23 protein-coding genes and 1 tRNA gene are annotated in these 25725 nt (G+C 71.2%); 14 read left to right on the forward strand and 10 right to left on the reverse strand.

From position 1 onward, the window contains the following. Positions 1-16: 16 nt before the first annotated feature. Together ACS5PV_RS27125 and ACS5PV_RS27130 are read right to left on the reverse strand one after the other, a co-directional pair. Positions 17-2566 (reverse strand): PBP1A family penicillin-binding protein, encoded by a 2550-nt coding sequence (locus ACS5PV_RS27125; RefSeq protein WP_455398444.1) that lies wholly within the window; start codon positions 2564-2566, stop codon positions 17-19. 3 nt (positions 2567-2569) lie between these two features. Continuing rightward, positions 2570-2929 (reverse strand): hypothetical protein, encoded by a 360-nt coding sequence (locus ACS5PV_RS27130; protein ID WP_455398445.1) that lies wholly within the window; start codon positions 2927-2929, stop codon positions 2570-2572. 224 nt (positions 2930-3153) lie between these two features. Between ACS5PV_RS27130 and ACS5PV_RS27135 the strand changes: the two genes are divergently transcribed. Both ACS5PV_RS27135 and ACS5PV_RS27140 read left to right on the forward strand, forming a co-directional pair. Beyond that, on the forward strand, positions 3154-3588 hold the full coding sequence (locus ACS5PV_RS27135) for a hypothetical protein (RefSeq protein ID WP_455398446.1): 435 nt from the start codon (positions 3154-3156) through the stop codon (positions 3586-3588). A gap of 77 nt (positions 3589-3665) precedes the next feature. Further along, positions 3666-3741, forward strand: a tRNA-Asn gene (locus ACS5PV_RS27140). A 70-nt stretch (positions 3742-3811) separates the two neighbouring features. Here ACS5PV_RS27140 and ACS5PV_RS27145 read toward each other — a convergent pair. After that, positions 3812-4717, reverse strand: coding sequence for a helix-turn-helix domain-containing protein (locus ACS5PV_RS27145; RefSeq protein ID WP_455398447.1), 906 nt, complete (start codon positions 4715-4717; stop codon positions 3812-3814). Positions 4718-5047: 330 nt separating this feature from the next. Here ACS5PV_RS27145 and ACS5PV_RS27150 point away from each other — a divergent pair, with 330 nt between their 5' ends. From ACS5PV_RS27150 to ACS5PV_RS27170, 5 genes are all read left to right on the forward strand, one after another. After that, positions 5048-6127 carry an aromatic ring-hydroxylating dioxygenase subunit alpha gene (locus ACS5PV_RS27150; protein ID WP_455398448.1) on the forward strand — a complete coding sequence of 360 codons (1080 nt, stop codon included), beginning with the start codon at positions 5048-5050 and terminating at the stop codon, positions 6125-6127. Positions 6128-6131: 4 nt separating this feature from the next. Beyond that, complete coding sequence (locus ACS5PV_RS27155) at positions 6132-7103, forward strand: PDR/VanB family oxidoreductase (protein ID WP_455398449.1); 972 nt, start codon at positions 6132-6134, stop codon at positions 7101-7103. Between the two features lie 415 nt (positions 7104-7518). Beyond that, positions 7519-8868, forward strand: coding sequence for an MFS transporter (locus tag ACS5PV_RS27160; RefSeq protein WP_455398450.1), 1350 nt, complete (start codon positions 7519-7521; stop codon positions 8866-8868). 87 nt (positions 8869-8955) lie between these two features. Next, entirely contained in the window at positions 8956-9477 is a 522-nt protein-coding gene (locus tag ACS5PV_RS27165) for a hypothetical protein (protein WP_455398451.1), read from the forward strand. A 2-nt stretch (positions 9478-9479) separates the two neighbouring features. Next, positions 9480-9920 (forward strand): DUF421 domain-containing protein, encoded by a 441-nt coding sequence (locus tag ACS5PV_RS27170; RefSeq protein WP_455398452.1) that lies wholly within the window; start codon positions 9480-9482, stop codon positions 9918-9920. 4 nt (positions 9921-9924) lie between these two features. Here the strand turns inward: ACS5PV_RS27170 and ACS5PV_RS27175 are convergent, their stop codons facing one another. Then, positions 9925-10551 (reverse strand): DsbA family protein, encoded by a 627-nt coding sequence (locus tag ACS5PV_RS27175; RefSeq protein ID WP_455398453.1) that lies wholly within the window; start codon positions 10549-10551, stop codon positions 9925-9927. A gap of 188 nt (positions 10552-10739) precedes the next feature. Here ACS5PV_RS27175 and ACS5PV_RS27180 point away from each other — a divergent pair, with 188 nt between their 5' ends. Beyond that, positions 10740-11981 (forward strand): argininosuccinate synthase, encoded by a 1242-nt coding sequence (locus tag ACS5PV_RS27180; RefSeq protein ID WP_455398454.1) that lies wholly within the window; start codon positions 10740-10742, stop codon positions 11979-11981. Positions 11982-12064: 83 nt separating this feature from the next. Here the strand turns inward: ACS5PV_RS27180 and ACS5PV_RS27185 are convergent, their stop codons facing one another. The 3 genes from ACS5PV_RS27185 to mtgA form a co-directional block, all read right to left on the reverse strand. Continuing rightward, a complete protein-coding gene (locus tag ACS5PV_RS27185) occupies positions 12065-12406 on the reverse strand; it encodes a hypothetical protein (RefSeq protein ID WP_455398455.1) in 342 nt (113 codons plus the stop codon). A 150-nt stretch (positions 12407-12556) separates the two neighbouring features. Beyond that, positions 12557-13558: a DUF4424 domain-containing protein gene (locus tag ACS5PV_RS27190; protein ID WP_455398456.1), complete on the reverse strand. Its 1002-nt coding sequence runs from the start codon at positions 13556-13558 to the stop codon at positions 12557-12559. A 328-nt stretch (positions 13559-13886) separates the two neighbouring features. Next, positions 13887-14606: a monofunctional biosynthetic peptidoglycan transglycosylase gene (gene mtgA / locus ACS5PV_RS27195; RefSeq protein ID WP_455398457.1), complete on the reverse strand. Its 720-nt coding sequence runs from the start codon at positions 14604-14606 to the stop codon at positions 13887-13889. A gap of 134 nt (positions 14607-14740) precedes the next feature. On the opposite strand from mtgA, the gene ACS5PV_RS27200 reads away from it, so the two are divergent. The 3 genes from ACS5PV_RS27200 (at position 14741) to ACS5PV_RS27210 (ending at position 17649) form a co-directional block, all read left to right on the forward strand. Next, positions 14741-15682 carry a polyprenyl synthetase family protein gene (locus ACS5PV_RS27200; protein ID WP_455398458.1) on the forward strand — a complete coding sequence of 314 codons (942 nt, stop codon included), beginning with the start codon at positions 14741-14743 and terminating at the stop codon, positions 15680-15682. Between the two features lie 64 nt (positions 15683-15746). Further along, positions 15747-16853: a 3-isopropylmalate dehydrogenase gene (gene leuB, locus ACS5PV_RS27205; protein WP_455398459.1), complete on the forward strand. Its 1107-nt coding sequence runs from the start codon at positions 15747-15749 to the stop codon at positions 16851-16853. A gap of 217 nt (positions 16854-17070) precedes the next feature. Then, positions 17071-17649 (forward strand): LOG family protein, encoded by a 579-nt coding sequence (locus tag ACS5PV_RS27210; RefSeq protein ID WP_455398460.1) that lies wholly within the window; start codon positions 17071-17073, stop codon positions 17647-17649. Between the two features lie 278 nt (positions 17650-17927). On the opposite strand, the gene ACS5PV_RS27215 is transcribed toward ACS5PV_RS27210, so the two are convergent. Next, complete coding sequence (locus ACS5PV_RS27215; RefSeq protein ID WP_455398461.1) at positions 17928-18341, reverse strand: hypothetical protein; 414 nt, start codon at positions 18339-18341, stop codon at positions 17928-17930. Positions 18342-18438: 97 nt separating this feature from the next. Next, a complete protein-coding gene (locus ACS5PV_RS27220) occupies positions 18439-19329 on the reverse strand; it encodes a hypothetical protein (protein WP_455398462.1) in 891 nt (296 codons plus the stop codon). Positions 19330-19759: 430 nt separating this feature from the next. Between ACS5PV_RS27220 and ACS5PV_RS27225 the strand changes: the two genes are divergently transcribed. Both ACS5PV_RS27225 and amaB read left to right on the forward strand, forming a co-directional pair. Next, positions 19760-20794 carry an aspartate-semialdehyde dehydrogenase gene (locus tag ACS5PV_RS27225; protein WP_455398463.1) on the forward strand — a complete coding sequence of 345 codons (1035 nt, stop codon included), beginning with the start codon at positions 19760-19762 and terminating at the stop codon, positions 20792-20794. A gap of 106 nt (positions 20795-20900) precedes the next feature. Beyond that, on the forward strand, positions 20901-22430 hold the full coding sequence (gene amaB / locus ACS5PV_RS27230; RefSeq protein ID WP_455398464.1) for an L-piperidine-6-carboxylate dehydrogenase: 1530 nt from the start codon (positions 20901-20903) through the stop codon (positions 22428-22430). A 110-nt stretch (positions 22431-22540) separates the two neighbouring features. Here amaB and ACS5PV_RS27235 read toward each other — a convergent pair whose 3' ends face one another. Further along, positions 22541-23710 (reverse strand): M20 aminoacylase family protein, encoded by a 1170-nt coding sequence (locus ACS5PV_RS27235; protein WP_455398465.1) that lies wholly within the window; start codon positions 23708-23710, stop codon positions 22541-22543. Between the two features lie 301 nt (positions 23711-24011). Here ACS5PV_RS27235 and ACS5PV_RS27240 point away from each other — a divergent pair, with 301 nt between their 5' ends. Further along, positions 24012-25619, forward strand: coding sequence for an ABC transporter substrate-binding protein (locus tag ACS5PV_RS27240; protein WP_455398466.1), 1608 nt, complete (start codon positions 24012-24014; stop codon positions 25617-25619). Positions 25620-25725: the final 106 nt, after the last annotated feature.

The following is a 25725-nucleotide window of genomic DNA, read 5'->3' on the forward strand; positions in this document are numbered from 1 at the left end:
ACCGCGAGCCGGACCGTCAGCGCCGCCAGATCCCGATCCGGTTCGAGCGGGCCTGCTCCTCGGCGGCGAGCAGGTCCGGGGTGGCGTCGGCGCTGGCGCGGCCGCCGCCGTTGAACAGGATCAGCTCGGACAGGTCCTGCCCGTCGAGGGAGCAGCGATAGGCGCCTCCCTCGCCCGCCGGTGCGCAGGCGACGTCGCGGCGGCGCAGGTAGCGGCCGAGCTCGCGGGCGTTGCGGCCCGACAGCCCGTCGACCCCCACCAGCCGCACCGTGCGCCCGTCGAAATCGAGGGTGCCGGTATCGACCACCGCCGGGTTGCCGCGCAGCACCGCGCGGCCGTTCGGATCGCGCGCGCGCGGATCGGCGTCCGGTTCGGCGATGCTCGCGGTCTCGGGCCGCGGCGCCGGCGGGACGCCCGGCACCTGCCGGGTCGCCTCGGGCCGCGCCGCCTCACCCTTACCGGCCTCTGACTTGCCCGCCTCGGATTTGGCCGCCTTGGCCCGGGCGGCGAGAGCCTGGGTGACGAAGTCGTGCCAGATCAGGGCCGGCATGTCGCCGCCGGTGACGCCGGCCATCGGCGCGTTGTCGTCGTTGCCGAGCCAGACCCCGACCACGAGGTCGCCGGCGAAGCCGATGAACCAGGCGTCGCGGCTGTCCTGGGTGGTGCCGGTCTTGCCGCCGGCCGGCACCGAGACCCGGGCGTTCTTGCCCGAGCCCTCGCGCACCACGGCGCTCAGCAGGTCGAGCATCGCGGTGCGCGCCTGCTGGTCGCGGGCGGGGGTCGGGGGGGCCTGCGGCCGGGTGTAGAGCGCCTGGTCGCGGGCGAGGATCTGGCGCACCGTGTAGGGCTCGATGGTCTCGGCGCCCGCCGCCACCGCCGCGTAGGCGCGGGTCATCTCGAGAAGCGTGGTCTCGGCCGCGCCCAGCGCGAGGCTCGGCAGGTTCGGCAGGTCCGAGGTGACGCCGAGGCCGCGCGCCGTCTCGATCACCGCCGGCATCCCGACCGCCTCGGCGAGCTGCACCGCCACGGTGTTGATCGAGTGCGCGAAGGCGGTGCGCAAGGTGACCGCGCCGCGGTAGCGACCGCCGTAATTCTCCGGCTCCCACTCGCCGACCTGCGTCGGGCGATCCACCATCGTCGAATCGGGCCGATACCCGTCGCGCAGGGCCGTCAGGTAGACGAACAGCTTGAACAGCGAGCCGGGCTGGCGCTTGGCCTGGGTCACGCGGTTGAACTGGCTGTCGGCGTAGTCGCGCCCGCCGACCATGGCGAGGATCGCCCCGTCCGGAGCCATCGCGACGAGCGCGCCCTGCGAGACCTTGCGCCGCTCGCCGTCTTGGTCGAGGCGGCGGGCGATCACGCTCTCGGCGATGTTCTGGAGCGTCAGGTCGAGGGTGGTGCGCACGGTGGCGTCCGCCGGCCCGGTGCCGATCAGGGTGCGTACCGAATCGGCGACGTTGTCGACGAAGTAGTTGGTGCCGACCGGCGTCTCCGTCGGCACCCGCACGGTGGCGGGCGCGCGCTTGGCCGCGTCGGCCTCGGCCTTCGTGACCGCGCCGGTCTCCACCATCGCGTCGAGCACCTGGGCGGCGCGGCCGCGCGCCCCGTCGAGGTTGCGGTGGGGGGCGAGCTGCGAGGGCGCGCGGACGAGACCGGCCAGCATGGCGGCCTCGCTCAAGCTCAGGTCCTTGGCGGGCTTACCGAAGTAGCGCTGGGCCGCCGCGTCGGCGCCGTAGACGCCGGCGCCGAAATAGGCGGCGTTGAGGTAGCGGGTGAGGATCTCGTCCTTCGGCAGCTGCGCTTCGAGCCAGAGCGCGAGCACCGCCTCCTGGACCTTCCGCTTCAGGGTGCGGTCCTGCGACAGGTAGCTCATCCGCACGAGCTGCTGGGTCAGGGTCGAGCCGCCCTCGCGGGTGCCGCCGGCGGCGGCGTTGCGGAAGGCCGCGCGGATCAGGCCGCGCAGGTCGACGCCGTGATGCTCGTAGAAGCGGCGGTCCTCGATCGCCACGATCGCCTTGGCGAGGACCGGCGGCACCTCCTTGGGCGAGAGCTTCGCCCCCTTGATGACGCCGCGGGTGGCGAAGGCCTGCCCGTCGGCGGCGCGCACCACGAGGGCCGAGGCGGTCGGCTCGACCGTGAGCCCGCCATTCACCGGCAGGGTCGCGAGCGCGTAGACCGTGTAGGCGAGGACGAGGCCGACCGCGACGGCGGCCGCCAACCCCGTCACCCGCAGCCACGGCACCCGCCGGGCGCGGGCAGCGACCGGGCGCCAGGCCGCCGCCGTCGCGGTGGCGGCGGCCTTGGTCGCCGGGTGGTCGGCGAGGCGGGCAGCACCCGCCCGCGCCCGCGAGAAGCCCGACCGCGCGGCCGGGCCGAGGCGCGCCCCGAACCCGGCGGCGGCGCGGGAGAACCCCGCGAACCGCCCTTGCGGCGGCGCTCCCTTCGGCGCGTCTCCCCGCGGGGCGGAGGCTTGTTCCCCTGGGGCGGAGGCTCGCGCCGCCCCGCCGAGGTCGAGCCAGTCGCGGGGGCGCCCGTCGGGCCCGGGTTCGGTCGGCCGCTCGCTCAAGGCTCAGCGCCCGGCCTGGCGCGGCTCGACCCAGCGCACCGGCCGGGCGGCCGGGCGGCTGAAATGCAGCCGGCGGACGCCGTGGCGGTGGCCGCGATAATGGTGGCGCCCGTAATGGCGGCGATGGTGCCAGTGCCGCCGGTGGTGCCAGTGGCGGCGGTAGTGGCGGCGATGGTGCCAGTGGCGGCGATGCCAGTGCCGCCGGTGCCAGTGGCGGTGGCGCCGCCAGCGCACGGTCTCGACCGTGGAGGGCTGGTCGAGGGCGGTGGTGACCGCGGCGGTCGGCATCAGCGGCGAGGCGCCGGCGAGGCCGCCGAGGCCGGTGAGGAGGAAGAGGGCCAGCAGCAGGGAACGAATGCGCATCGGGGCTCCGGGCGGGATCGAGACGGGGTCGAAATCCGGGCGGGACCGGCGCGGTCCGGCACGCAAGTGCCGTCGCCACGCGCGGGAATGGAACTCAACGCCAAGCTCTGCCGTTCCGTTCCCGGTCGGAACACCCGCGCCCGCTCGAAGCCTGGCTGTTCCGCGCGGATGCGTTAGGTTGTAAGCGTCACGAGGTCCTTCGCGGTGAAGAGAGGCGAACAGCCATGCGGCCGGGCATGAAGCGGCTCTATCGGTGGACGGCGGCGGCGGCGCTCCTGGCCGGCGGCGTCAGCGCGGCGGAGGCCGGCTGCGTCCGGCGCGTCATCAACCGCTCGCCCTACTTCGCGGTGGCGAGCCGCAACGGCGGCCCGAGCGTCGGCATCCCGCCGCATTCCTCGCGCTCGATCCGCATGCTGGCGCCGGGCCGGGTCGACATCGCGGCCCATTGCGCCGCGCGGGGCCCGCGCGGGCGCCTCGTCCCGGTGGGGCCGCCGGTGGCGCAGGACAGCTACACGTTCACGGCGGTTCTCGACCGCTGCTACTACGACCTCGGCGTGATGCGCCTCGGCCTCGGCGCCACCGAGCCGTTCGTGCTCAACAACCCCCGCGACGGCGACCTCGTGGTCGGCCCGTTCGGCCCGGCCTGCCCGCCGCGCTGAGCCGCCATATCGGGGTTGCGCTCCCCGAGTGAACTGGCTAATAAGCCCCCGTCGGCACCGAACAGGGCCGGCAGCGTTCCCCGATAGCTCAGTTGGTAGAGCAGGCGACTGTTAATCGCCTTGTCGTAGGTTCGAGTCCTACTCGGGGAGCCACTCTCCTTCTCCTGACAATCGATCCGGATGCCGTGGCCTGCTCCGATAGGCCGGCGATGCCGTCCGGCCGTCAGGCCCCCTCCCCTCGACTCGCCCGCCTGAAGGCCGCCGGACTGAGTGCCGCGCGGGCCGAGAAGAAGCGCGAGAAATACGCCGGATCGTTGAAGCCGAGATCGAAGGCGATCTTCGAGACCGGCAGCGTGGTGTAGATCAGGCTGCGCTTGGCCTCGAGCATCAGCCGGTCGTGCAGGATCGCCTGCGGCGAGCGCCGCACCGCCTCCGTGCAGGCGGCGTGCAGCCGGTCGGGGCTGACCCCGAGCGCGGCGGCAAAGCGCGCCACCGGCCAGCCCTCGCGCAGATGCGCCTCGACGAGGCGGCGGAAGCGCCGGTGCAGGTCGGCCCGGGCCAGCGCCGCCGGCTCGGTGATCGCGCGGGCGGCGCGGGTGCGAAGCACGCCGACGACCAGGAGCTTGACCAGAGCCGCCACCGCGCTCGCCGCCCCCGGCAGGGCGCCGGCAGCCTCCCGTCCGAGCGTCTCGACGAGGCCCGCGAGGTCGAGGTCGATCTCCTCCGGCGAGCCGAGACGCCCGCTGAACGCCGCCTCGGCGGTGGCGCGCAAGGGCGCGGCCTCCGGATCGGGATCGAGCACCGCGGCGAGGAAGTCGTCGGCGAGCGACAGCACCACGCCGTCGGTGCCGGGCCGGAACGAGAAGGCATGCACCACGCCGGACGGCACCCAGACGAGCCAGGGGGCAGAAAACTCCTCGCGCCGCGCATCGAGCGACAGGGCGCCGTCGCCGCGCGTGACCACGAGCCCCTGCGTCAGCGCGCCGTGGCGGTGGGGCGCGATCTCCCAATCGTGCAGGGCCGCGCTGGTGCCGATCCGCTCGGCATGGACGAAGCTCGGCACCGTGGTCTCGGCGGTCTCGCCGTAGAGGCGAAACACCGGAATCGGCCGCTCCCGCCGCGTCTGCATCGCTTAGCTCCTCCCGGGCCGAGGGTAGGGCGCGGCGCCGGATCCGTCCAAGAAATTCCGGGGAGCGTCCATGGCCGGGACGCGCCGCCCCGGCTAGCGTCGAAGCATCGAACCGGACCAGTTCCAAACCACTGATCCGGCTGGCGAAACTCTTGTGCGGCGCAACACGTCCGAGGCACGCGCGGATCTCCGGCGAGGACCGGGGCCCGCGACCCGATACGGCCAAGTTCTCGACACGGCCAAGTCCTCGATACGGCCAAGTCTCAGCATCGCACACGAAGGGCTTCCGCGCGGCGACCAAGACCCGCGAGGCCACCACGGGAGGAAACGATGAGCGACAAGGGCTTTCCCCTGAACGCCTGGTACGCCGCGGCCTGGGATCACGAGATCGGCCGCGCGCTGACGCCGCGCCGGATCTGCGACAAGGACGTGGTGCTCTACCGCCGCACCGACGGCACCGTCGCGGCGCTGGAGGATGCCTGCTGGCACCGGCTGATGCCGCTGTCGCTCGGCCACCTCAAGGGTGACCAGGTGATGTGCGGCTATCACGGCCTCGTCTTCGACGTGACCGGCCGCTGCACCTTCATGCCGGCGCAGGAGACCATCAACCCCTCGGCCTGCGTGCGCGCCTTCCCGGCGGTGGAGCGCTACCGCCTGATCTGGCTCTGGATGGGCGACCCGGCGCTCGCCGATCCCGACCTCGTGCCGGACTTCCACTGGAACAGCGACGCGCCGTGGGTCGGCGAGGGCGGCACCTTCTACGGCCTCAAGTGCAACTACCGGCTGGTCATCGACAACCTGATGGACCTGACCCACGAGACCTACGTGCACGCCGGCAGCATCGGCGACGAGGCGATCACCCGCAGCCCGTTCGAGGTGACCCACACCGATCGCTGCGTGACGGTGGAGCGCTGGATGGAGAACATCGAGCCGCCGCCGTTCTGGGCCCGCAACCTCGGCAAGCCCGGCCACCACGTCGACCGCTGGCAGATCATCCGGTTCGAGGCGCCGACGGTGGTGGCAGGCGACGTCGGGGTGGCGATCACCGGCACCGGTGCCCGCCAGGGCGACCGCTCGCAGGGCGTCAACGGCTTCTTCCTCGCGGCGATCACCCCGGAGACCGCGACGAGCTGCCACTATTTCTGGAACTTCGTGCGCACCTGGCGCACCGACGACGAGGAGCTGACGAAGGCCCTCACCCTAGCCCACGTCAACGACGGCAAGGGCGTCTACGACCAGGACCACGCCGTGCTGGAGGCCCAGCAGCGGGCGATCGACCGCCAGCCGCGCCAGCCGTTCTACAACCTCAACATCGATGCCGGCTCCCTGTGGGCCCACCGCCTGATCGACGGGATGATCGCCAGGGAGGCGCCGTCGGAGGCAAAGCCCGTCGGCGTGGCGGCGGAGTAGCGCCATGGCCGCGACCGACTGGCACCCCGCGCGGCTTCGCGCCACCCGGGCGCTGACGCCCGACATCCGCCTCCTCGAGATCGAGCCCGCGACGCGCGGCGCGCCGGCGGCGCCCGGAAGCCATCTCGGGGTCGCGGTGATGATCGGCGGGCGGCCGGACACCCGCTCCTACTCGCTCCTCGATTCCGGGGCGGACGGGGTCTACCGCATCGCCGTGAAGCGCCTTCCCGACAGCCGCGGCGGCTCGGCCTACATGCACGGCCTGGAGCCGGGCGCGCGGCTGAGCATCTCCGGCCCGCGCAACCATTTCGGCCTCACCCTGGGCAGGCCCGGCTATCTCCTGGTTGCCGGCGGCATCGGCATCACCCCGCTCCACGCCATGGCGCTGGCGCTGCATCAGGCCGGCGCCCCGTTCCGCCTGCTCTACGCCGCCCGCACCCGGCAGGACCTGGCACTGGCCGAGAGCCTGCGGGCGCGGATCGGCGACCGGCTGGAGGTCTTCCTCGACGAGGAGAACCGGCGCATCGACCTGGCGCGGGCGATCGCCGATCTGGCCCCCGGGGCCGAGGCCTATATCTGCGGGCCGCTCGGCATGATGGAGGCGGCGCGCCGGGCCTGGGCCGAGGCCGGCCGCCCGGCGCAAGGCCTGCGCTTCGAGACCTTCGGCACCGGCGGCCGCCACGCCACCGAGCCGTTCACCGTCCGCATCCCGCGGCTGTCGAAGGAAATCGTGGTCCCGCGCAACCAGACCATGCTGGAGGCCCTGGAGGCGGCGGGCGTCGGCATGATCCACGATTGCCGGCGCGGCGAGTGCGGGCTGTGCACGGTGAAGATCCTGGAGGCCGACGGCACGGTCGACCACCGCGACGTGTTCTTCAGCGAGGCGCAGAAGGCGACGAACGCCCAGCTCTGCACCTGCGTGTCGCGGGTGGTCGGCGGGGGGATCACCATCGATACGGCGGACCGGGCGGGGTGAGCCCGACAGTTCGGTCGACGTGTCGTCTGTATCGTCCATGATGGAACGTTCCGGGCACCGACGGACGGACGAACCCGTTTTGCCCGCCCTTTCCCGGACGACTGCAACGAAGTGGAAGGAGATCCGGGATCCAGCAGAGGAAGTGCCGCGAAGCGGCTCTGTATGCTGCACCGTTGCAGACATAAAGACGCTTCGCGACTTTTTGCGCTGGATCCCGGATCTCCTTCCGCTGTCGCTCCAGTCGTCCGGGAAAGGGTGGAGCTTGAACAGATCGCCGCCTATGTCCTGTCGCTGGGGTGCACCGTGGATGTTCTGACCTGATGGGTCTGACGGGCAATCGCGGAATGAGGCGACGTGCGCCGCCACAATACAGATTCTCGAAAAAAGACGACCACGACATCCGGGAGGAAACACCATGTCTGACCCCACCGACCCCCGCGCCGCGATCCGACAGGGCGCCATGACCACGTTCCAGGTCGCGGCCGTGGCTGTCTGCGTGCTGATCTGCGCCCTCGACGGGTTCGACGTGCTGGTGGTCGCCTTCACGGCCGCCTCGATCGCCAAGGACTTCGCCCTGAAGCCCACCGATCTCGGCCTCCTGTTCAGCGCCGGCCTCGCCGGGATGGGGCTCGGTGCCCTGCTGATCGCGCCCTTGAGCGACCGCCTCGGCCGGCGCACCACCGTGCTCGTCTGCCTCGCCATCCTGTGCCTCGGCATGCTGGCGGCGGCCGCGACCCGGACCCTCACCGAGCTCGCCCTGGTGCGGCTGTTCACCGGGCTCGGCATCGGCGGCGGGCTCGCCACCGTCAACATCGTGGTCGCCGAGTACGCCACCGACCGCTGGCGCAACCTGTCGATCTCGCTGATGTCGCTCGGCTATCCCCTCGGCGCGACGCTCGGCGGCGCGTTCTCGGTCTACCTCATCGCGTCCTACGGCTGGCGCTCGGTCTACGTCTTCGGCGGGATCGTAGCGCTGGCGCTGGTGCCGGCGGTCCTGGCCTTCCTGCCCGAATCCCTCGACTACCTCATCGCCCGCCGCCCGGCGGGCGCGCTGCCCAAGGTCAACCGGGTGCTGGCGCGCCTCGGGCGCCCGGCGCTCGACGCCCTGCCGGCGCCGTCGCGGGCGGAGGCCGAGACCGGCGCCAGCCTCGCGGCCATCGCCCGCCCGCCCTACCGCGGCCGGACGCTCGCGGCCTGCGCGGCGTATTTCTGCGTGATGACGACCTGCTACTTCTTCCTGAGCTGGACCCCGAAGGTGCTGACCGAGCTGGGCTTGAGCGTCAGCGGCGGCATCTCGGGGGCGATGCTGATGAATCTCGGGGGTGCTGCCGGCTGCCTGCTGTTCGGCTTCCTCGCCCGCCGGGCCGGGACGCGGCGGCTGGCCGCCGCCTTCATGGCCGGCCTGTTCCTCGCCGCCACCGCCTTCGGCCACGTGCCGGCGACGCCGACGGCTTTGCTCGCCGCCACCCTCGCCATCGGCTTCTGCCTCTACGGCTCGATCAACGCGATGTACGCGGTGGTGCCGCCGATCTTCCCCGCCCCGGTGCGCACCACCGGGACAGGGCTCGCCATGAGCGTCGGCCGCCTCGGCGCCGTCACCGGCCCGGGCCTCGCCGGAATGCTGATGGCGGCGGGCTGGGAGCGGCCGGATTACTGCGTGGCGCTCGCCGTGCCGATGCTCGCCGCCGCGCTCGCCCTGCGCTGGGTCGCGGCGCGGGAGCCGGCGCCCGCGGCGGTTCCCGCGGGGGCACCCGCCCGGGCGTGACGCAAGGGCGATGGCCGTCTGACGCGGGGGCACTATGTCGTCGCGGGCAACCCGGCCGGACCGGGACGTCCGCGACGAGGGCCCCCCGTGAAGGTCACCCATGACGACCCGCCGATGCGCGAGGAGATCGCGGCCGGCTTCTATCCCGCCTTCGAGGATCGCTGGCGCCGGGCGGAGCTCGCCGGGCGCTGGCTGATGCTGGCCTTCGTCCTCGTCTGCGCCCTCGGGTTCCTCGGACGCGGGCCCTTCAGCGAGCACACCCGCGCCAATGCGGACGGCTCGATCGTGATCCACTACGAGCCGGTGGCCCGCTTCGGCGCGCCGACGATCGTGCGCCTCGACACGCGGGTGCCGCCCGGCGGCGACACGGTCGCGGTGACGATCGCCAAGGAGCTCGTCGATCTCTTCGGCCTCGAGAGCATCACGCCGCGGCCGCAGACCTGGCAGGTCGCCGGCGGCGGCATCCGCCTCGTCTTCCCGGTCATCAAGGGCGAGAGCCACGCGGTGATCCGCTTCACCGGCTCGCCGAGCTTCCGCGGCGGCGTGAACCTCACCGCTCGCCTGGATCAAGGCGAGACCCTGTCCTGGTCGCAATTCGCGGTGCCCTAGAGATGAACACCGTCCTCAAGGCCGCCGCGGCCTACGTCATCGTGCTGTTCGTGATCCGGCTGATCGGGCGCCGCACCGCGAGCCAGCAGGCGCCGATCGACATGGTGGTGCTGTTCCTGTTCGGCGGCCTCTCGGTCAGCGCCGTGCTCGGCGACGACCGCTCCTTCGTCGGCGCGATGAGCGCCCTGTTCACCGTCGGCCTGATGCACGTCGCGGTGTCGTGGCTGAAGCTGCGCTTCGTCTGGTTCGAGCGCATCGTCGACGGCACGCCGATCGTCGTCTTCCGCGACGGCCGCTGGAACGAGACCGCGATGCGCCGCCTGCGCATGCAGCAGGCCGACATCCGCACCGCCGCCCGCCAGGAGAAGATCGACGACCTCGACAGGGTCGCCGTCGCCATCATCGAGCGCGACGGCACGGTGTCGATCCTGGAGAAGAAGTAAGCTTTCAGCGCAACCCCGCCGGCCGCCCCCCCACCGCCCAGTCCAGCGCCTGTTCGAGCCGGTCGTTGCCCCAGAACAACTCGCCGTCCTCGGTGAGGAAGCTCGGGGCGCCGAACAGGCCGCGGGACTTCGCCTCCTCGCCGATCGAGCGCAGGCGACTCTTCACCGGCTCCTGGGTCGAGGCGCGGATCAGCGCCGGCCCGTCGAGGTCGAGGCCGTTGAGGAGGGCGGAGATCGCCGCCGGCTCGGCGATCGATTCGCCGCGGGCGAACTCCGCCGCGTAGACCGTCCGGACAAAGGCGCCGATCCACGGCTCCTCGGCGCCGTGGACCGCGACCCGCGTCGCCGAGAGGCTGTTCTGCGGGAAGCTTCCCGGCCGCACCACCGGCGGCAGGCCCAGGCGGGCGGCCTCGCGGGAAAGGTCCCGCCACATGTGGCGGCCCTTGGCCGGGTAGAGGTTGAACGGCGAGGAGGTCCACCCTTGCGCGGCGAAGACCGGCCCGAGCAGGAACGGGCGCCAGCGCACCGCGACCCCGGCCGTCTCGGCCAGGGCCTCGATCCGCATCGCGGCGAGGTAGGAATAGGTGGATGCGAACTCGAACCAGAATTCGAGCGTGGGCCGGCGCGGCATCGCACCCCTCTCGCGTTGGCAGGTCCCGGCACCTTCGCGTCCGCGGGCGCAGGCCACAAGCGCCGCCCCGGGCGTCGCATCGCCACGGGCGGGCAGGGGAACTTTGGCAGCGCTGTTGCACGGGGCCGGGGCGGGCTGTTAAGCCCCGGCGCATTCGCCCGTCCCCCATCGCTTGAGGCCCGCCCCGCATGTCCGACCAGCCCCAGAAGCGCGTGAAGAAGGTCGTGCTCGCCTACTCGGGCGGCCTCGACACCTCGATCATCCTCAAGTGGCTCCAGACCACCTACGGCTGCGAAGTGGTGACGTTCACCGCCGATCTCGGCCAGGGCGAGGAGCTGGAGCCGGCGCGCCGCAAGGCCGAGCTGCTCGGCATCAAGCCGGAAAACATCTACATCGAGGACCTGCGCGAGGAATTCGTCCGCGATTACGTCTTCCCGATGTTCCGGGCGAACGCCCAGTACGAGGGCGTCTATCTCCTCGGCACCTCGATCGCGCGTCCGCTGATCGCCAAGAAGCAGATCGAGATCGCCGAGAAGGTCGGCGCCGATGCCGTGTCCCACGGCGCCACCGGCAAGGGCAACGACCAGGTCCGGTTCGAGCTCGGCTACTACGCGCTGAAGCCCGACGTGACGGTGATCGCCCCCTGGCGCGAGTGGGACTTCCGCTCCCGCGAGTCGCTGCTGGCCTTCGCTGAAGCCCACCAGATCCCGATCGCCAAGGACAAGCGCGGCGAGGCGCCGTTCTCGGTCGACGCCAACCTCCTGCACGCCTCCTCCGAGGGCAAGGTGCTGGAGGATCCGGCCCAGGACGTGCCGGACTACGTCTACTCGCGCACCCTGTCGCCTGAAGAGGCGCCGGACACCCCGACCGTCATCACCATCGGCTTCGAGCGCGGCGACGCGGTCTCGATCGACGGCGAGGCGCTGTCGCCCGCCACCCTTCTCGCCAAGCTCAACGAGCTGGGCCGGGCCAACGGCATCGGCCGCCTCGACCTCGTCGAGAACCGCTTCGTCGGCATGAAGAGCCGCGGCATGTACGAGACCCCCGGCGGCACCATCCTGCTGCCGGCCCACCGGGCGATCGAGTCGATCACCCTCGACCGCGGCGCGGCGCACCTCAAGGACGAGCTGATGCCGCGCTACGCCGAGCTGATCTACAACGGCTTCTGGTTCTCGCCGGAGCGCGAGATGCTCCAGGCCCTGATCGACAAGAGCCAGGAGATGGTCACCGGCACGGTGCGGCTGAAGCTCTACAAGGGCGGCGTTCACGTCATCGGCCGCGAGAGCCCGAACTCGCTCTACGACCAGGACCTCGTCACCTTCGAGGAGGGCGCGGTCGCCTACGACCACCGCGACGCGGCGGGCTTCATCAAGCTCAACGCGCTGCGGCTGCGCACGCTCGGCCAGCGCAAGCGCAAGCTCGGCGCGTAATACGAAAATGGCCCGCTCCGTCGCCGGAGCGGGCCTCGCGAGCGGACGGTGCGGCCGGCACGAGGCCGGCCGCGAAACGCGTCCTACTCCTCGTCCTCGTCGTCGATGTCGACGAGGAACAGGATGTCGACGTCGTCCTCCTCGTCCTCGTCGTCGGTCTCGCCCTGGCTATCGTTGGCGGCCTGGGGCTCGTCCTCGTCCTCGAAATCCTCCTCGTCCATCGAGTCCTCGAAGGTCTCGACCTCGTCCTCGGTGGCGGGGCGCAGCTTCAGCGACTCGGGCTTGCCCGACCACAGCGGCCGGCCGTCGCTCTTCATGGTGCGCAGGTCGTCCTTGAAGCCCTCGACCTCGAGAAGCTCCCGGGCCCGTTCCTCGTCCGACCGGATGATGGCGACGGGCGTGCCGTCGATCTCGAGAGTGAACATCGTGCTTCCCTTGTAAGGAACGCGCCGCGAAAGGCGGCGGGGCCGGTGTTACGGGGGGAAAGGCCGCCGCGCCAGCCCCGTTCCGGGCGGCCTGACGGGAAAGTCGCGCGTGGGCGGGAAGGTTCGCCGGCTCGGCGGCCTTCCGCGAACCTACCGGATCCCGAGCAGCGCGTCGTCGTTGGCGACGATCAGGATGCGCAGGTCGTCGTCGGGCACGTAGTCCCTGGCCTCCCACACGAAGGTGGTAGCCCCCGTCTTGCGCACGCCCTTGCGGCAGAAGCTCACCAGCGCCGTCGGGCTGCCCTTGTCCACCGTCAGGGTGAAGCGGCCGATGCGCCCGGCCCAGTTGCGCGCGGTGGTCACGATGTAGGGCACCTCGACCGCCCGGGTCAGGCCCTGCCCCTTCATCGGCGAGGCGGCGATCAAGCGCCGCACCCCGGCGAGGCCGGCATCGTCGAGGCAGTAGCGGGCCCGGTAGGCGGGCGTCTTCGCCTCGTCGGCCGCGAGCAGGTGGTTGCCCTTCACGGGCGTGTAGGTGTGCGAGACGCGAAGCTCGCGGCCGGGGGGAAAGGTCTGCTCCCAGTGGAACTTGGCCTCGCTTCGCCACAGGAATTCCGGCATGTCCCCGGGATCGGACATCAGGCCGGCCTTCGCCAGGTCGCGCTGCACCTCCGGCTTGAGGCGCTTCACCGCCGCGTCGAGGTCGTTGCGCCGCAGCGGGTTGAGCGGCAGGCCGTGGCGGGTGAGCAGATCGGTCACCTCGCGCTGGCCGAGATAGGCCCGCTCCTCCAGTTGCGGCGTCACCGGCACGCCGTCCACCGTCACCGTGAAGCCGACGAAATTCGCCCGATCCTCGAAGGGAAGGCTGAGGGCGCTCGTCGAGAGCTGCGCCCCGTCGATCGCCGGCAGCGGGAAGGCGATCCGCAGGGTCTTCGCCGCCGCCGCGCCGTTGCGGAAGACGTAGTCGACCGCGATGCGGTCGAGGCCGATGCGCAGGTCCTCGCTGGCGAGCGTGATGTCGGGGTCGCGCATCAGCACCAGGCCGCCGGCGTCGAGGGCGGCGGCGCTGTCGTTGGCGCGGGCCGGCACAACCGCCAGGGCACATGTCAGGACGCATGCGGCCAGAACCGATCGAACCCCGCCGCCCGTCATCGCCGTCTCCCGTGCTCTGCAAGGCCCCGCTTACGGCAGATTTGGCGATGTCCGCAATCGATACCCGAGGTTTTTCTGGCCTTACGCCTCAAAAGGAAGTCGCGGGATCCCCTCTCCCGTGTGGGAGAGGGGTAGGGGTGAGGGTGGAGACGGTGCCGCGAGAAGACTGAACTGTTCCGCTGCCAGCACGACGGTCATAGCTTTACACGGAAGCGCGCCACCCTCACCCCCGGCCCCTCTCCCACACGGGATAGGGGAGATGCGCTCTACTTTCCATGTCTCTAGAGAAGCTGAAACGTTCCAGCGGGGACGGCAAGATCATCAGACTTCACGGCCGCACGCACTGGCTCAACCCCCCGATCCCCGCCGTCCGCCCCTGAATCCGCCCGGCGAGCGCCCGCAAGGCCCGGGTGGGGCGCCGCGGGTTGCGCAGGATCGGGTTCGGCAGGGCGGCGACCAGCAAAGCCGCCTCTCCCTTCGTGAGGTCGCGGGCGGACTTGCCGAACCAGTGCCGGGCGGCGGCCTCGGCGCCGAAGATGCCCTCGCCCCACTCGGCGACGTTGAGGTAGATCTCCATCGTCCGGCGCTTGCCCCAGACGACGTCGACGAGGAGCGCAAGCGGGATCTCGAGCGCCTTGCGCAGGTACGAGCGGCCCGGCCACAGGAAGACGTTCTTCACCGTCTGCATCGTCACCGTCGAGGCGCCGCGACTCGGGCCGTCCTCGTCGTCGACGACGCTCCACAGGGCGTCCCAGTCGACGCCGTTGTGCAGGCACAGGCGCTGGTCCTCGGAGGCCACGACCCCCTGGACCAGGGCCGGGGCTATGGCCTCCAGCGGCACCACCTCGCGGGTCACCGGCTGGAGCGTGGCCCAGCGGCCGAGCATCAGGGTTGAGGGCGGGGTCAGCGCGCGATAGACGAGCGCCAGGACCAGGACGAGGACGACCGCCATGACGGGCACCAGGAGCACGGCGCGCCAGATGCGCCGCCCGCGTGCCCGGACCGGCGGCGCGCTCGCCGGGACCAGGCCCCGCAGCGGCTGCGGCACGCCCCCGTGGCTGTCCGCCGTGACGCGCGGCTCCTGAATTCGATCCTCCTCTCGGCGTGCCCGTCGGCGAGGCCACCATGACGTCAACGCGGGCCCCGCAGGATACGACGCCGGGCCGTCCCCAGGAAAATACGATGGCCGGCACCACAGGATACCCGCAGGCAGGCGATTTCACGGCGCGGCTCTCGGCCGTGGCCAAGACCGTCGAAGGCTTCCTCGCCGAGCGCCTCGGCGACGCGGTGCAGGCGGGCGAGATCGCCCGGCCGCCCCGGCTGATGGAGGCGATGCGCCACGCCGTGCTCAACGGCGGCAAGCGCCTGCGCCCGTTCCTCGCCATCGAGACCGCCCGGATGCTCGGCGGCCCGTTCGAGGGCGCCATGGCCGCCGGCGCCGGCGTCGAGCTGGTGCATTGCTACTCGCTCGTCCACGACGACCTGCCGGCGATGGACGACGACGACCTGCGCCGCGGCCAGCCGACCGTGCACAAGAAGTACGACGAGGCGACCGCGATCCTGGTCGGCGACGCCCTCCAGACGCTGGCCTTCGAGATCGTCGCCGATCCGGCCTGGCAGGCCGACCCGCTGGTCCGTTCCGAGCTGGTGCTCGGCCTCGCCCGGGCCTCGGGCCTCGGCGGCATGGTCGGCGGCCAGCTCCTCGACCTCGGGGCGGAGGGGCGCTTCGGTCCGGCCAACCTCGACGTCGATGCAACCCTCCAGCTCCAGGCGATGAAGACCGGCGCGATCCTGGCCTTCTCGGTCGATGCCGGGGCGCTCGTCGGCGGCGCCTCGCCCGAGGAGCGCCGCGCGCTGCTGGCCTACGGCCGCGCGCTCGGCCAGGCCTTCCAGGTCGCCGACGACATCCTCGACCGCGAGGCTTCGTCCGAGGCGATGGGCAAGCGCACCGGCAAGGACAAGGACGCCGGCAAGGCCACCCTCGTCGACCGCCTCGGCCTCGACGGGGCGCGCGCCGAGTGCGAGCGCCTGGTCTCCGAGTGCGAGAGCGCGCTCAAGCCCTGGGGCGAGGCCGCCGCGACCTTGTGCGAGGCCGCCCGCTTCACCGTCGCGCGCAAGTCGTAAGAACTCAGGTCCCGGCGGGGGACCACGTCCTCCGCCCCCTCCCCTCCTGTCAGAAGGTCACGCCATGGCCACGCACAAGATCCTGCTCCTGCCCGGCGACGGCATCGGCCCCGAGGTGGCGCGGGAAGTCTCCAAGGTCCTGGCCTGGTTCACCCGCGCCGGCATCGCGCAGTTCGAGACCGAGACCGACCTCGTCGGCGGTGCGGCGATCGACGCCCACGGCGTGCCGCTCTCGGAAGCCGCGATGGACCGCGCCAAGGCCGCCGACGCGGTCCTGTTCGGCGCCGTCGGTGGGCCGAAATGGGCCGGCGTGCCCTACGCCAAGCGCCCCGAGGCGGGTCTCCTGCGCCTGCGCAAGGATCTCGGCCTGTTCGCCAACCTGCGCCCGGCGATCTGCTACCCGGCGCTCGCCGAGGCCTCGGCGCTCAAGCGCGAGCTGGTCGAGGGCCTCGACATCGTCATCGTGCGCGAGCTCACCGGCGGCGTCTATTTCGGCGAGCCGAAGGAGATCGTGACCCTGGAGGACGGCCAGAAGCGCGCGGTCGATACCCAGATCTACACCACCGGCGAGATCGAGCGCATCGCCGCGGTCGCCTTCGACCTCGCGCGCAAGCGCCGCAACAAGGTCGCCTCGGCCGAGAAGCACAACGTGATGAAGACCGGCGTGCTGTGGAAGGAGACCGTCACGAAGCTGCACGCCGAGCAGTACGCGGATGTCGGCCTGGAGCACGTGCTGGCCGACAACTGCGCCATGCAGCTCGTGCGCAACCCCAAGCAGTACGACGTGCTCGTCACCGACAACCTGTTCGGCGACATCCTGTCGGACGTGGCGGCGATGCTGACCGGCTCGCTCGGGATGCTGCCCTCGGCCTCGCTCGGCGCGGTCGAGAACGGCACCCGGCGCGCCCTCTACGAGCCGGTCCACGGCTCGGCCCCCGACATCGCCGGCCAGAACCTCGCCAACCCGATCGCGATGATCGGCTCGCTGGCGATGGCGCTGCGCTACTCCTTCGGCCTGATCGAGGCCGCCGACCAGCTCGAGAGCGCCATCACCCGCACGCTCGCCAGCGGCACCCGCACCCGCGATATCGCCGGGCCGGGCACCAACGCGGTCGGCACGACCGAGATGGGCGACGCGATCGTGCGCGAGCTCCAGGCGCAAGGAGGCTGAAGGGCCGGTTCGACGGCTTGGTATAGTTGACCCCCACCTGCGACCTCATCCTGAGATGCCGGAGCGTAGCGGAGGCCTCGAAGGAGGGCTCCAGCTCGCTCGGAGACTCCTGGAGGCCTCCTTCGAGGCTCACTGAGTTCGCACCCCAGGATGAGGTCGCGGGTAGGATGACGATCGATGCGGGCGGCCTTCGCGGCGGCCGACGAGGAGAACCACCATGCGCCTGTGCGTGTTCTGCGGCTCCAGCGACGGGGCCCGCCCGCTCTACCGCGAGGCGGCGACCGCGCTCGGGCGCCACTTCGCCGAGGCCGGGATCGAGCTGGTCTATGGCGGCGGCAAGGTCGGGCTGATGGGCGCGGTCGCCGACGGCGCGCTCAGTGCCGGCGGCCGGGTGACCGGGATCATCCCGAAATCCCTCGTCGAGAAGGAGACGGCGCATCTCGGGCTGACCGAGCAGCACGTCGTCGCCTCGATGCACGAGCGCAAGGCCATGATGGCCGACCTCGCCGAGGGCTTCGTGGCGTTGCCCGGGGGCCTCGGCACCTTCGAGGAGATGTTCGAGGTCTGGACCTGGGCCCAGCTCGGCTACCACGCCAAGCCGCTGGCCGTGCTCAATGCGGGCGGCTTCTTCGACGGGCTGCTGGGCTTCCTCGACACTGTCGTCGCCGAGGGCTTCGTGCGCGAGCCGCACCGGGCGATGCTGATCGTCGGCACCGAGCCGGCGGACCTCGTGGCGCGGATCCGGGCCTACGAGCCGCCGCGGGTGATCAAGTGGGTGAAAGCGGGGGAGCGGTAGCCTCCTCGCCACCCTCCCCTGTCCCGGACGACTGGAGCGTCAGCGGAAGGAGATCCGGGAACCAGCGCAAGGAGTCGCGAAGCGTCAGCCTGTCGGCAACCTTGCAACGGGCTGAGCCGCTTCGCGGCACATCTCCCCTGGATCCCGGATCTCCTTCCACTTCATTCCAGTCGTCCGGGAAAGGGGGGCGCTCAAGGCTGCATCGTGGTGCATCGAGTTCCACAAACGAAAACGGGCCCCTCGCGGGGCCCGTCGACGTCCGGCTGCTGCGTGCCGGCTCAGTACCCGTAGCGCGCCCGTGACAGCGGCGAGGTCGGGTCGAGGTAGTCGATCGCCGAGAGATCGACCGTGACGGCGCTGCGGCGGGCGCCGATGAACGGGCCGTTGGTGATCGGGTCGGGCAGGATGCCGGCGCCGCCGAAGCGCTCGCGGTTGGCGATGTAGGGCGGCGAGTTCAGGTAGGACGCGGTGATGAAGTGCGGGTTGGTGGCCGGGTTGCCGGTCGCGCCCGAATTGGCCTCCACCACGTTGCCGGCGTCGAGCCAGCTGCGCGGACGCACGCGGATCGCGAGGCCCTGGCCGTCCCGGGTGCTGCGGATGACGTAGCTGTCCTGCGCCTGCGAGGAGGCGGTGCCGGCGCCCAGGGCCGCGAGGGAGAGAAGCCCGGTCAGGGCGAGAGTCTGGAAGCGCATGACGCACCTTTGATGAACGTCGCCAGGGTAGCGCCGTACTCGTTAAGAAACGGCGCCGTTGTGGAAAGAGACGTGCGAGCGCGGCCGAGGTTCCCGCTCACGGCGAAGCTGGTCGCGAATGCCGCACTCTCGCCGCATTCGTTCGAACCGGCCTACGGGGTGCCGGCACCGCCGCGGTGGTGGCCGGGTCCTCCGGCGGGCAGGCCGCGGATCGGGGTTGCGCCAGCATCGCGGTGACCTTCGTGGCAACCTGGGCCCCCGGCAGGGTGTCGAGGCGGTCGACCGTGCAGGCCAGGGCCTGCGGCTCAGGCAGCTGTCCGAGCGGCGCGCAGAGCCAGCCTTCGAGCCGCAACGGCGCGTTGAGGCGGAACGCCGTGCAGGCGCGCCGCCCTTCCGCATCGGCGAGGGTCGCGTCGACGGTGTCCAGCGCCCCGAACCGCGTCGAAAGCTGCCCGCGCTCGCCGGTGCGCACCACCGAGAGGCCGCCGGCCTCCGCCGCGCGGCGAGCCAGGGTCACGAACAGGCTCCCCTCCCCGTCCGGCTCGGCGGCCTCGACAGCGACGAGGCGCAGAAACGGCGCCTCCTGCACCGCGAAGGTCCCGGCGGTCAGCATGTCCTCGCGCAGGCCCGCCATCGTCCGGGCGCGGCCGGTCGCCTCGCCGAGGCGGTAGCGGTCGGCCGCGGCGTCGCTCCAGGCGGGAGCGGCGACCGCGGGCGCGGCGTAGCGCGGCACGAAGGCGGCCTGCTCCTTGAGCGGCGGGTCGGCGAGGCGCCGCTCGCTCGCGAGCACGCTCAGGAGCGCGATCACGGCCGCAGCGCCGACCGTCCGCCCGGCGACGCGCCGGCGCCAGGAGCGCCGCGGGGTCGCGCGGGCCAAGGGGCGGGCTGAGGGCCGCGGAACCAGCGGCTCGACCGGGCCGATCTCCCGGGCGAGCGCGTGAACCGCCCGCGCCAGGGCGGCGTCGTCGAAGTCCGGCCTGTGCCGCACGGGGTCGCTCCTCCGGTCGCGCGTGGACGCCGGCCCCAGGACTCGCATCGCATTTTCGCGATTTGGTTGATCCGCGCCGGCTTGTCCCCGGCCCGGCCGAGTCAGGGTGAACGAGGCGCTAACGAGTGACGGGATGCGAAATCTGTTGCCGGACGCCGATGCCGGCCCTTGACAGGCGGGCACGTTCGGGCTGTTGCTTCCCGCGCTCGCGCACCCCATCTCGGGTGTCGCCTTCTTCCGGGGACTGACCGCGCCATGCGGCCTGTGTCGACCACGACGAAACGCAAAGCCACGACGGCGATTACCGCCGCCGGCTGAAGCCTCGCGTCGTCCTCGGATCCCTCCCCGTCCGTGGCGGGCGGAGGCCGGGCTCCTTCGAGCCCGCCTGAGATCGTCCGGGGAGGGTCAAGTCCGAACTGGAGCGATTGAGATGGGTTACAAGGTTGCCGTCGTCGGAGCCACCGGCAATGTGGGCCGCGAGATGCTCGACATCCTGGCCGAGCGCGCCTTCCCGGCCGACACCGTGGTGGCGCTCGCCTCCCGCCGCAGCCTGGGTCAGGAGGTCTCCTTCGGCGACAAGACGCTGAAGGTCCAGGCCCTCGACCAGTACGACTTCTCCGACACCGACATCTGCCTGATGTCGGCCGGCGGCGAGACCTCGAAGGAATGGTCGCCCCGCATCGGCCAGCAGGGTTGCGTCGTCATCGATAACTCGTCGGCCTTCCGCTACGATTCCGACGTGCCCCTGATCGTGCCCGAGGTGAACGCCGACGCGGTCGTCGGCTTCACCAAGAAGAACATCATCGCCAACCCGAACTGCTCCACCGCGCAGCTCGTCGTGGCCTTGAAGCCCCTGCACGAGGCCGCCACCATCAAGCGCGTCGTCGTCGCGACCTACCAGTCGGTCTCCGGCGCCGGCAAGGAGGGGATGGACGAGCTGTTCAACCAGACCCGCGCGGTGTTCACCGCCGGCGAGGTCAAGACGCAGAAGTTCACCAAGCGCATCGCCTTCAACGTCATTCCGCACATCGACGTCTTCATGGAGGACGGCTCCACCAAGGAAGAGTGGAAGATGGTGGCCGAGACGAAGAAGATGCTCGACCCCAAGATCAAGCTGACGGCGACCTGCGTGCGCGTGCCGGTGTTCATCGGCCACTCGGAGGCGGTGAACGTCGAGTTCGAGCGCCCGCTCTCGGCCGAGGAAGCGACCCAGATCCTGCGCTCGGCGCCCGGCATCCTGGTCGACGACAAGCGCGAGCCCGGCGGCTACATCACCCCGCACGAGGCGGCGGGCGAGGACGCGACCTACATCTCGCGCATCCGCGAGGACATCACGGTCGAGAACGGCCTGTCGTTCTGGTGCGTGTCGGACAACCTGCGCAAGGGCGCGGCGCTGAACACGGTCCAGATCGCCGAGGTGCTGGTCAACCGCAAGCTGATCCAGCCGAAGCAGAAGGCGGCGTAAGAGCCGCCGCTGTGCAACGGGATCGAATCCGTTAAGATCGTGAAATCCTGTCCGGCCCGCCTCCCCCGAGGCGGGCCGTCTTTCGTCAGACGCGGAGATCTTTGCCATGGCCCCGACCGTCCTGTCCGTCCGCGACGACACCCTGGCGGTGCTGGAGCGCCTCGGCGTCCCGGCCTCGGCCTTCGCGGAGGACGGGCTCCCGGCGCGCTCGCCGATCGACGGCGGCGTGGTGACGGCCTTGCGCCAGACCACGCCCGAGGAGGCCGAAGCCACGGTCGCGGCGGCCCACCAGGCCTTCCTCGCCTGGCGCCGGGTGCCGGGCCCGCGCCGGGGCGAGCTGGTGCGGCTGCTGGCTGAGGAGCTGCGCGCCCACAAGGACGATCTCGGCCGGCTGGTGACGCTCGAGGCGGGAAAAATCCTCTCGGAGGGCCTCGGCGAGGTCCAGGAGATGATCGACATCTGCGACTTCGCCGTCGGCCTGTCGCGGCAGTTGCACGGGCTCACCATCGCCACCGAGCGGCCGGACCACCGCATGATGGAGGTCTGGCATCCGCTTGGGCCTTGCGGGGTCATCACGGCGTTCAACTTCCCCGTGGCGGTGTGGTCGTGGAACGCGGCGCTGGCGCTGGTCTGCGGCGATCCCGTCATCTGGAAGCCGTCGGAGAAGACCTCGCTCACCGCGCTCGCCGTCCAGGCGCTGGCCGCGAAGGCGGTGAAGCGCTTCGGCCCGGACGCACCGGACGGCCTGCTCGGGCTCATGATCGGCGGGCGGGAGCTGGGCGAGCGCCTGGTCGAGGACGAGCGGGTGGCGCTCATCTCCGCCACCGGATCGACCGCGATGGGCCGGCAGGTGGCCCCGAAGCTCGCCGCGCGCTTTGCCCGGGCGATCCTGGAGCTCGGCGGCAACAATGCCGCCATCGTCGCCCCGTCCGCCGACCTCGATCTCGCCTTGCGCGCCATCGCCTTCGCGGCGATGGGCACCGCCGGCCAGCGCTGCACCACCCTGCGGCGCCTGTTCGTGCACGACTCGGTCTACGACGCCCTCGTGCCGCGGCTGAAGGCGGCCTACGGCTCGGTGCGGATCGGCGATCCGCGCGACCCCGCCACGCTGATCGGCCCGCTGATCGACGTGGCCGCCGCCGACGGCATGGCCCGCGCCCTCGACGAGGCCCGCGCCATCGGCGGCACGGTGCATGGCGGCGAGCGCCTGCGCGACATCCGCGGCGACGGCGCGGCCTATGTCCGCCCGGCCCTCGTCGAGATGCCCGAGCAGGCCGGCCCGATGCGCCGCGAGACCTTCGCGCCGATCCTCTACGTGACGCGCTACGCCGAGCTCGACGAGGCGATCCAGGCCCAGAACGCGGTCGCGGCCGGCCTGTCCTCCTCGATCTTCACGAAGGACCTGTCCGAGGCCGAGATCTTCCTGTCGGCGTCGGGCTCCGATTGCGGCATCGCCAACGTCAATATCGGCCCGTCGGGCGCCGAGATCGGCGGGGCCTTCGGCGGCGAGAAGGAGACCGGCGGCGGCCGCGAGGCCGGCTCGGATTCCTGGAAGGCCTACATGCGGCGCGCCACCAACACGATCAATTACGGCAAGACCCTGCCGCTGGCGCAGGGCGTGACGTTCGAGGTGTAGGGCGCGTCCCCACGCTCGTCCGACGGTCCCTGCACCGTCCGTCGTCATCCCGGGTTCCGCCTTCGCGGCCCCGGGATGACGGACGGAACGTCAGAATCGCCGGCGGATCCTCACGCCGCCGGCATCGCCCGCTCGATCACCCGGGCGAACAAGGACACGCCGTAAGGAGCGGCCTCGTCGTTGAAGTCGTAGGCCGGGTGGTGCAGGCCGGCGCCGGGGCCGGTGCCGAGGAAGATGTAGGCGCCGGGGCGCGCGTTCAGCATGTAGGAGAAGTCCTCCGCGCCCATCATCGGCTGGACCGCGCGCTCGACCGCCCCCTCGCCCGAGACCTCCGCGGCGATGTCGGCCATGAACATCGCCTTCTCGGGATCGTTGGCGGTCACCGGGTAGCCGCGGCCGTAATCCACGGTCGCGGTGGCGCCGAAGGCGGCGGCGACGTTGGACGCCACTTGCGCGATGCGCGCCTCGCAGGTGTCGCGCACGGTCTCCGACAGGGTGCGCACCGTGCCGTTGAGGATCGCGAATTCCGGGATCACGTTGAAGGCATCGCCGGCCTTCACCTGGGTGATCGAGATCACCGCCGAGGAGACCGGGTCGAGGGTGCGCGACACGATCGATTGCAGGGCGGTGACGACGTGGGAGGCGACCAGCACCGGGTCGATGCAGTCGTGCGGGGCCGCCGCGTGGCCGCCCTTGCCGTCGATCCGGATGGTGATCCGGTCGGCCGCCGCCATGATCGCGCCGGGGCGGATCGCGAAGCTGCCGAGCGGCAGACCCGGCTTGTTGTGCAGGCCGTAGACCTCCTGGATGCCGAAGCGCTCCATCAGGCCGTCCTTCAGCATCACGTCGGCGCCGCCGCCGCCCTCCTCCGCCGGCTGGAAGATCACGATCGCCGTGCCGTCGAAGTTGCGGGTCTCGGCGAGGTACTTGGCGGCACCTAACAGCATCGCGGTGTGCCCGTCATGGCCGCAGGCGTGCATCTTGCCCGGCACGGTCGAGCGGTGGGGCACGCCGCTCGTCTCCTCGATCGGCAGGGCGTCCATGTCGGCGCGCAGGCCGATGACCTTGCCCGAGCCGGTGTCGCGGCCGCGGATCACCCCGACGACGCCGGTTTTTCCCAACCCCGTCACCACCTCGTCGCAGCCGAAGGCCCGCAGCCGCTCGGCCACCAGGCCGGAGGTGCGGTCGAGGGCGAACAGCAGCTCGGGATGCTGGTGGAAGTCGCGGCGCCAAGCCGTGATCTCGTCGGAGAGGGCGGCGACGCGGTTGATGACGGGCATGTGACAATACGCTCATGTCGAGGCAGGAACTGACAGGCAGGATGCAACAGGCAGACCAGCGCCCGGTCAACTCCCTTGCGCGGTTGGCGAATGTCGCAGGGCCGGCGCCGGGCGCATGGCCCGGGGGGCGGTTGGCCCGGGACTTGTTAGGCCTGCGTGATCGTTCCACGCCGTCCCGCCGTCTGGCGGGACGGGGTGGGATGATGCATCATTTTTCATCATTTCGGCGTCGCCTGCGGCGCCGGAAGATGCTCTAACGCGCTTGGACGCGCCTTTGGTCCCCCGCGGAGTGCACCCGTCGATGTCGCCTGTGAAGTTTCGTCCGCTGCTGGCCGGCCTCGCCGCCGCCACCGCCCTCATGGGCTTGAGCGCCGTGCCGGCCGCGGCCGCCAACACCTTCCGGTTCGCCTTCCAGGGCGACCTCAAGTCCCTCGACCCGTACACCCTGAAGGAAACCTTCACGATCGCGGCGCACGGCGCGGTCTACGAGTCGCTCGTCACCCGCGACAAGGACCTGAAGCTGGTCCCGGGCCTCGCCGAGTCCTGGGAGACCCCGGAGCCGACCCGCTACCGCTTCAAGCTGCGAAAGAACGTCAAGTTCCACGACGGCTCGCCCTTCACCGCCGACGACGTGATCTTCTCCGCCGAGCGGGTGCGGGCGCCGGGCTCGAACTTCCAGACCAACGTGCCGGCGGACGCCACCTTCGTGAAGGTGGACGACCACACCGTCGACATGGTGCTGAAGAACCCCAACCCCATCGCCCTGTACCAGTTCGGCGGCTGGTACATCATGTCGAAGACCTGGGCCGAGAAGCACGACGCCCTCAAGCCCACCCCGGTCGCGGCCTCGACCCCGAGCTACGCGGCGCTCCACGAGAACGGCACCGGCCCGTTCACCATCACCGAGCACCAGCCCGGCGTGCGCACGGTGTTCAAGAAGTTCGACGGCTACTGGGGCAAGGTCGAATCGAACCTCGACGAGGCGATCTTCACCACGATCAGCAACGACGCCACCCGCGTCGCCGCGCTCATCTCGGGCGAGGTCGACTGGGTCGATCCGGTGCCGCTCCAGGACCAGAGCCGCGTCAGCTCGAGCCCCAACGCCGTGGTGGTGAACGCGCCCGAATTGCGCACGATCTATCTCGGCATGGACCAGACCAGCGACGAGCTGCGCGGCTCCAACGTCAAGGGCAAGAACCCGTTCAAGGACGTGCGGGTGCGCGAGGCGTTCTTCCGCGCCATCGACGAGGACGCGATCGTCAAGCGCGTCATGCGCGGCCAGGCGACCGCGGCCGCCCTGCTGATCGCCCCGCCGCTCTTCCCGCTCGCCGGCGACTTCAAGCGCCCGGCCTACGACCCGAACAAGGCCAAGGCGCTGCTGGCGGAAGCCGGCTATCCCAACGGCTTCGAGGTGCCCCTCGACTGCCCGAACGACCGCTACGTCAACGACGAGGCGATCTGCCAGGCCGTGACCTCGATGCTCGCCCGCGTCGGCGTCAAGGTGAACCTGATCGCCCAGCCCAAGGCGAAGTACTTCGCCAAGATCCTGAAGCCCGCCTTCGACACCTCGTTCTACATGCTGGGGTGGACGCCGTCGTCGATGGACTCGCACAACATCCTGTACGAGATCACCGGCTGCCGGAACGACAAGTCCTCGCCGCGCGGCACCACCAACCTCGGGAACTACTGCAACCCGAAGGTCGATGCGCTGGCCGACAAGATCGAGCGCGAGACCGATCAGGAGGCCCGCAACCTGATGATCAAGCAGGCCTACGAGATCATCATGAACGACTGGGGCTACATCCCGCTCCACCAGCAGGCGCTGGCCTGGGGCGTGTCGAAGAAGGTGAAGCTGGTGCCCCGCGCCGACAACCAGATGATGCTGTACTGGGTGTCGAAGGAGCAATAAGCACTTTCAGAGCTAACCCCTTGTAAGGACGGGCACTTCCCCTCCCCCTTGTGGGGAGGGGTCAGGGGTGGGGGTGGTGCCGGATAGACCGCTGAGCTTTACGCGG

It is taken from the genome of Methylobacterium sp. Gmos1, assembly GCF_053764715.1.

What these genes read in the sequence shown, in the direction of transcription:
- ACS5PV_RS27130 (WP_455398445.1), bottom strand. Translation starts at nt 2,929, where the DNA reads ATGCGCATTCGTTCCCTGCTGCTGGCCCTCTTCCTCCTCACCGGCCTC.
- ACS5PV_RS27135 (WP_455398446.1), top strand. Translation starts at nt 3,154, where the DNA reads ATGCGGCCGGGCATGAAGCGGCTCTATCGGTGGACGGCGGCGGCGGCG.
- ACS5PV_RS27145 (WP_455398447.1), bottom strand. Translation starts at nt 4,717, where the DNA reads ATGCAGACGCGGCGGGAGCGGCCGATTCCGGTGTTTCGCCTCTACGGC.
- ACS5PV_RS27150 (WP_455398448.1), top strand. Translation starts at nt 5,048, where the DNA reads ATGAGCGACAAGGGCTTTCCCCTGAACGCCTGGTACGCCGCGGCCTGG.
- ACS5PV_RS27155 (WP_455398449.1), top strand. Translation starts at nt 6,132, where the DNA reads ATGGCCGCGACCGACTGGCACCCCGCGCGGCTTCGCGCCACCCGGGCG.
- ACS5PV_RS27160 (WP_455398450.1), top strand. Translation starts at nt 7,519, where the DNA reads ATGTCTGACCCCACCGACCCCCGCGCCGCGATCCGACAGGGCGCCATG.
- ACS5PV_RS27170 (WP_455398452.1), top strand. Translation starts at nt 9,480, where the DNA reads ATGAACACCGTCCTCAAGGCCGCCGCGGCCTACGTCATCGTGCTGTTC.
- ACS5PV_RS27175 (WP_455398453.1), bottom strand. Translation starts at nt 10,551, where the DNA reads ATGCCGCGCCGGCCCACGCTCGAATTCTGGTTCGAGTTCGCATCCACC.
- ACS5PV_RS27180 (WP_455398454.1), top strand. Translation starts at nt 10,740, where the DNA reads ATGTCCGACCAGCCCCAGAAGCGCGTGAAGAAGGTCGTGCTCGCCTAC.
- ACS5PV_RS27185 (WP_455398455.1), bottom strand. Translation starts at nt 12,406, where the DNA reads ATGTTCACTCTCGAGATCGACGGCACGCCCGTCGCCATCATCCGGTCG.
- ACS5PV_RS27190 (WP_455398456.1), bottom strand. Translation starts at nt 13,558, where the DNA reads ATGACGGGCGGCGGGGTTCGATCGGTTCTGGCCGCATGCGTCCTGACA.
- ACS5PV_RS27200 (WP_455398458.1), top strand. Translation starts at nt 14,741, where the DNA reads ATGGCCGGCACCACAGGATACCCGCAGGCAGGCGATTTCACGGCGCGG.
- leuB (WP_455398459.1), top strand. Translation starts at nt 15,747, where the DNA reads ATGGCCACGCACAAGATCCTGCTCCTGCCCGGCGACGGCATCGGCCCC.
- ACS5PV_RS27210 (WP_455398460.1), top strand. Translation starts at nt 17,071, where the DNA reads ATGCGCCTGTGCGTGTTCTGCGGCTCCAGCGACGGGGCCCGCCCGCTC.
- ACS5PV_RS27215 (WP_455398461.1), bottom strand. Translation starts at nt 18,341, where the DNA reads ATGCGCTTCCAGACTCTCGCCCTGACCGGGCTTCTCTCCCTCGCGGCC.
- ACS5PV_RS27225 (WP_455398463.1), top strand. Translation starts at nt 19,760, where the DNA reads ATGGGTTACAAGGTTGCCGTCGTCGGAGCCACCGGCAATGTGGGCCGC.
- amaB (WP_455398464.1), top strand. Translation starts at nt 20,901, where the DNA reads ATGGCCCCGACCGTCCTGTCCGTCCGCGACGACACCCTGGCGGTGCTG.
- ACS5PV_RS27235 (WP_455398465.1), bottom strand. Translation starts at nt 23,710, where the DNA reads ATGCCCGTCATCAACCGCGTCGCCGCCCTCTCCGACGAGATCACGGCT.
- ACS5PV_RS27240 (WP_455398466.1), top strand. Translation starts at nt 24,012, where the DNA reads ATGTCGCCTGTGAAGTTTCGTCCGCTGCTGGCCGGCCTCGCCGCCGCC.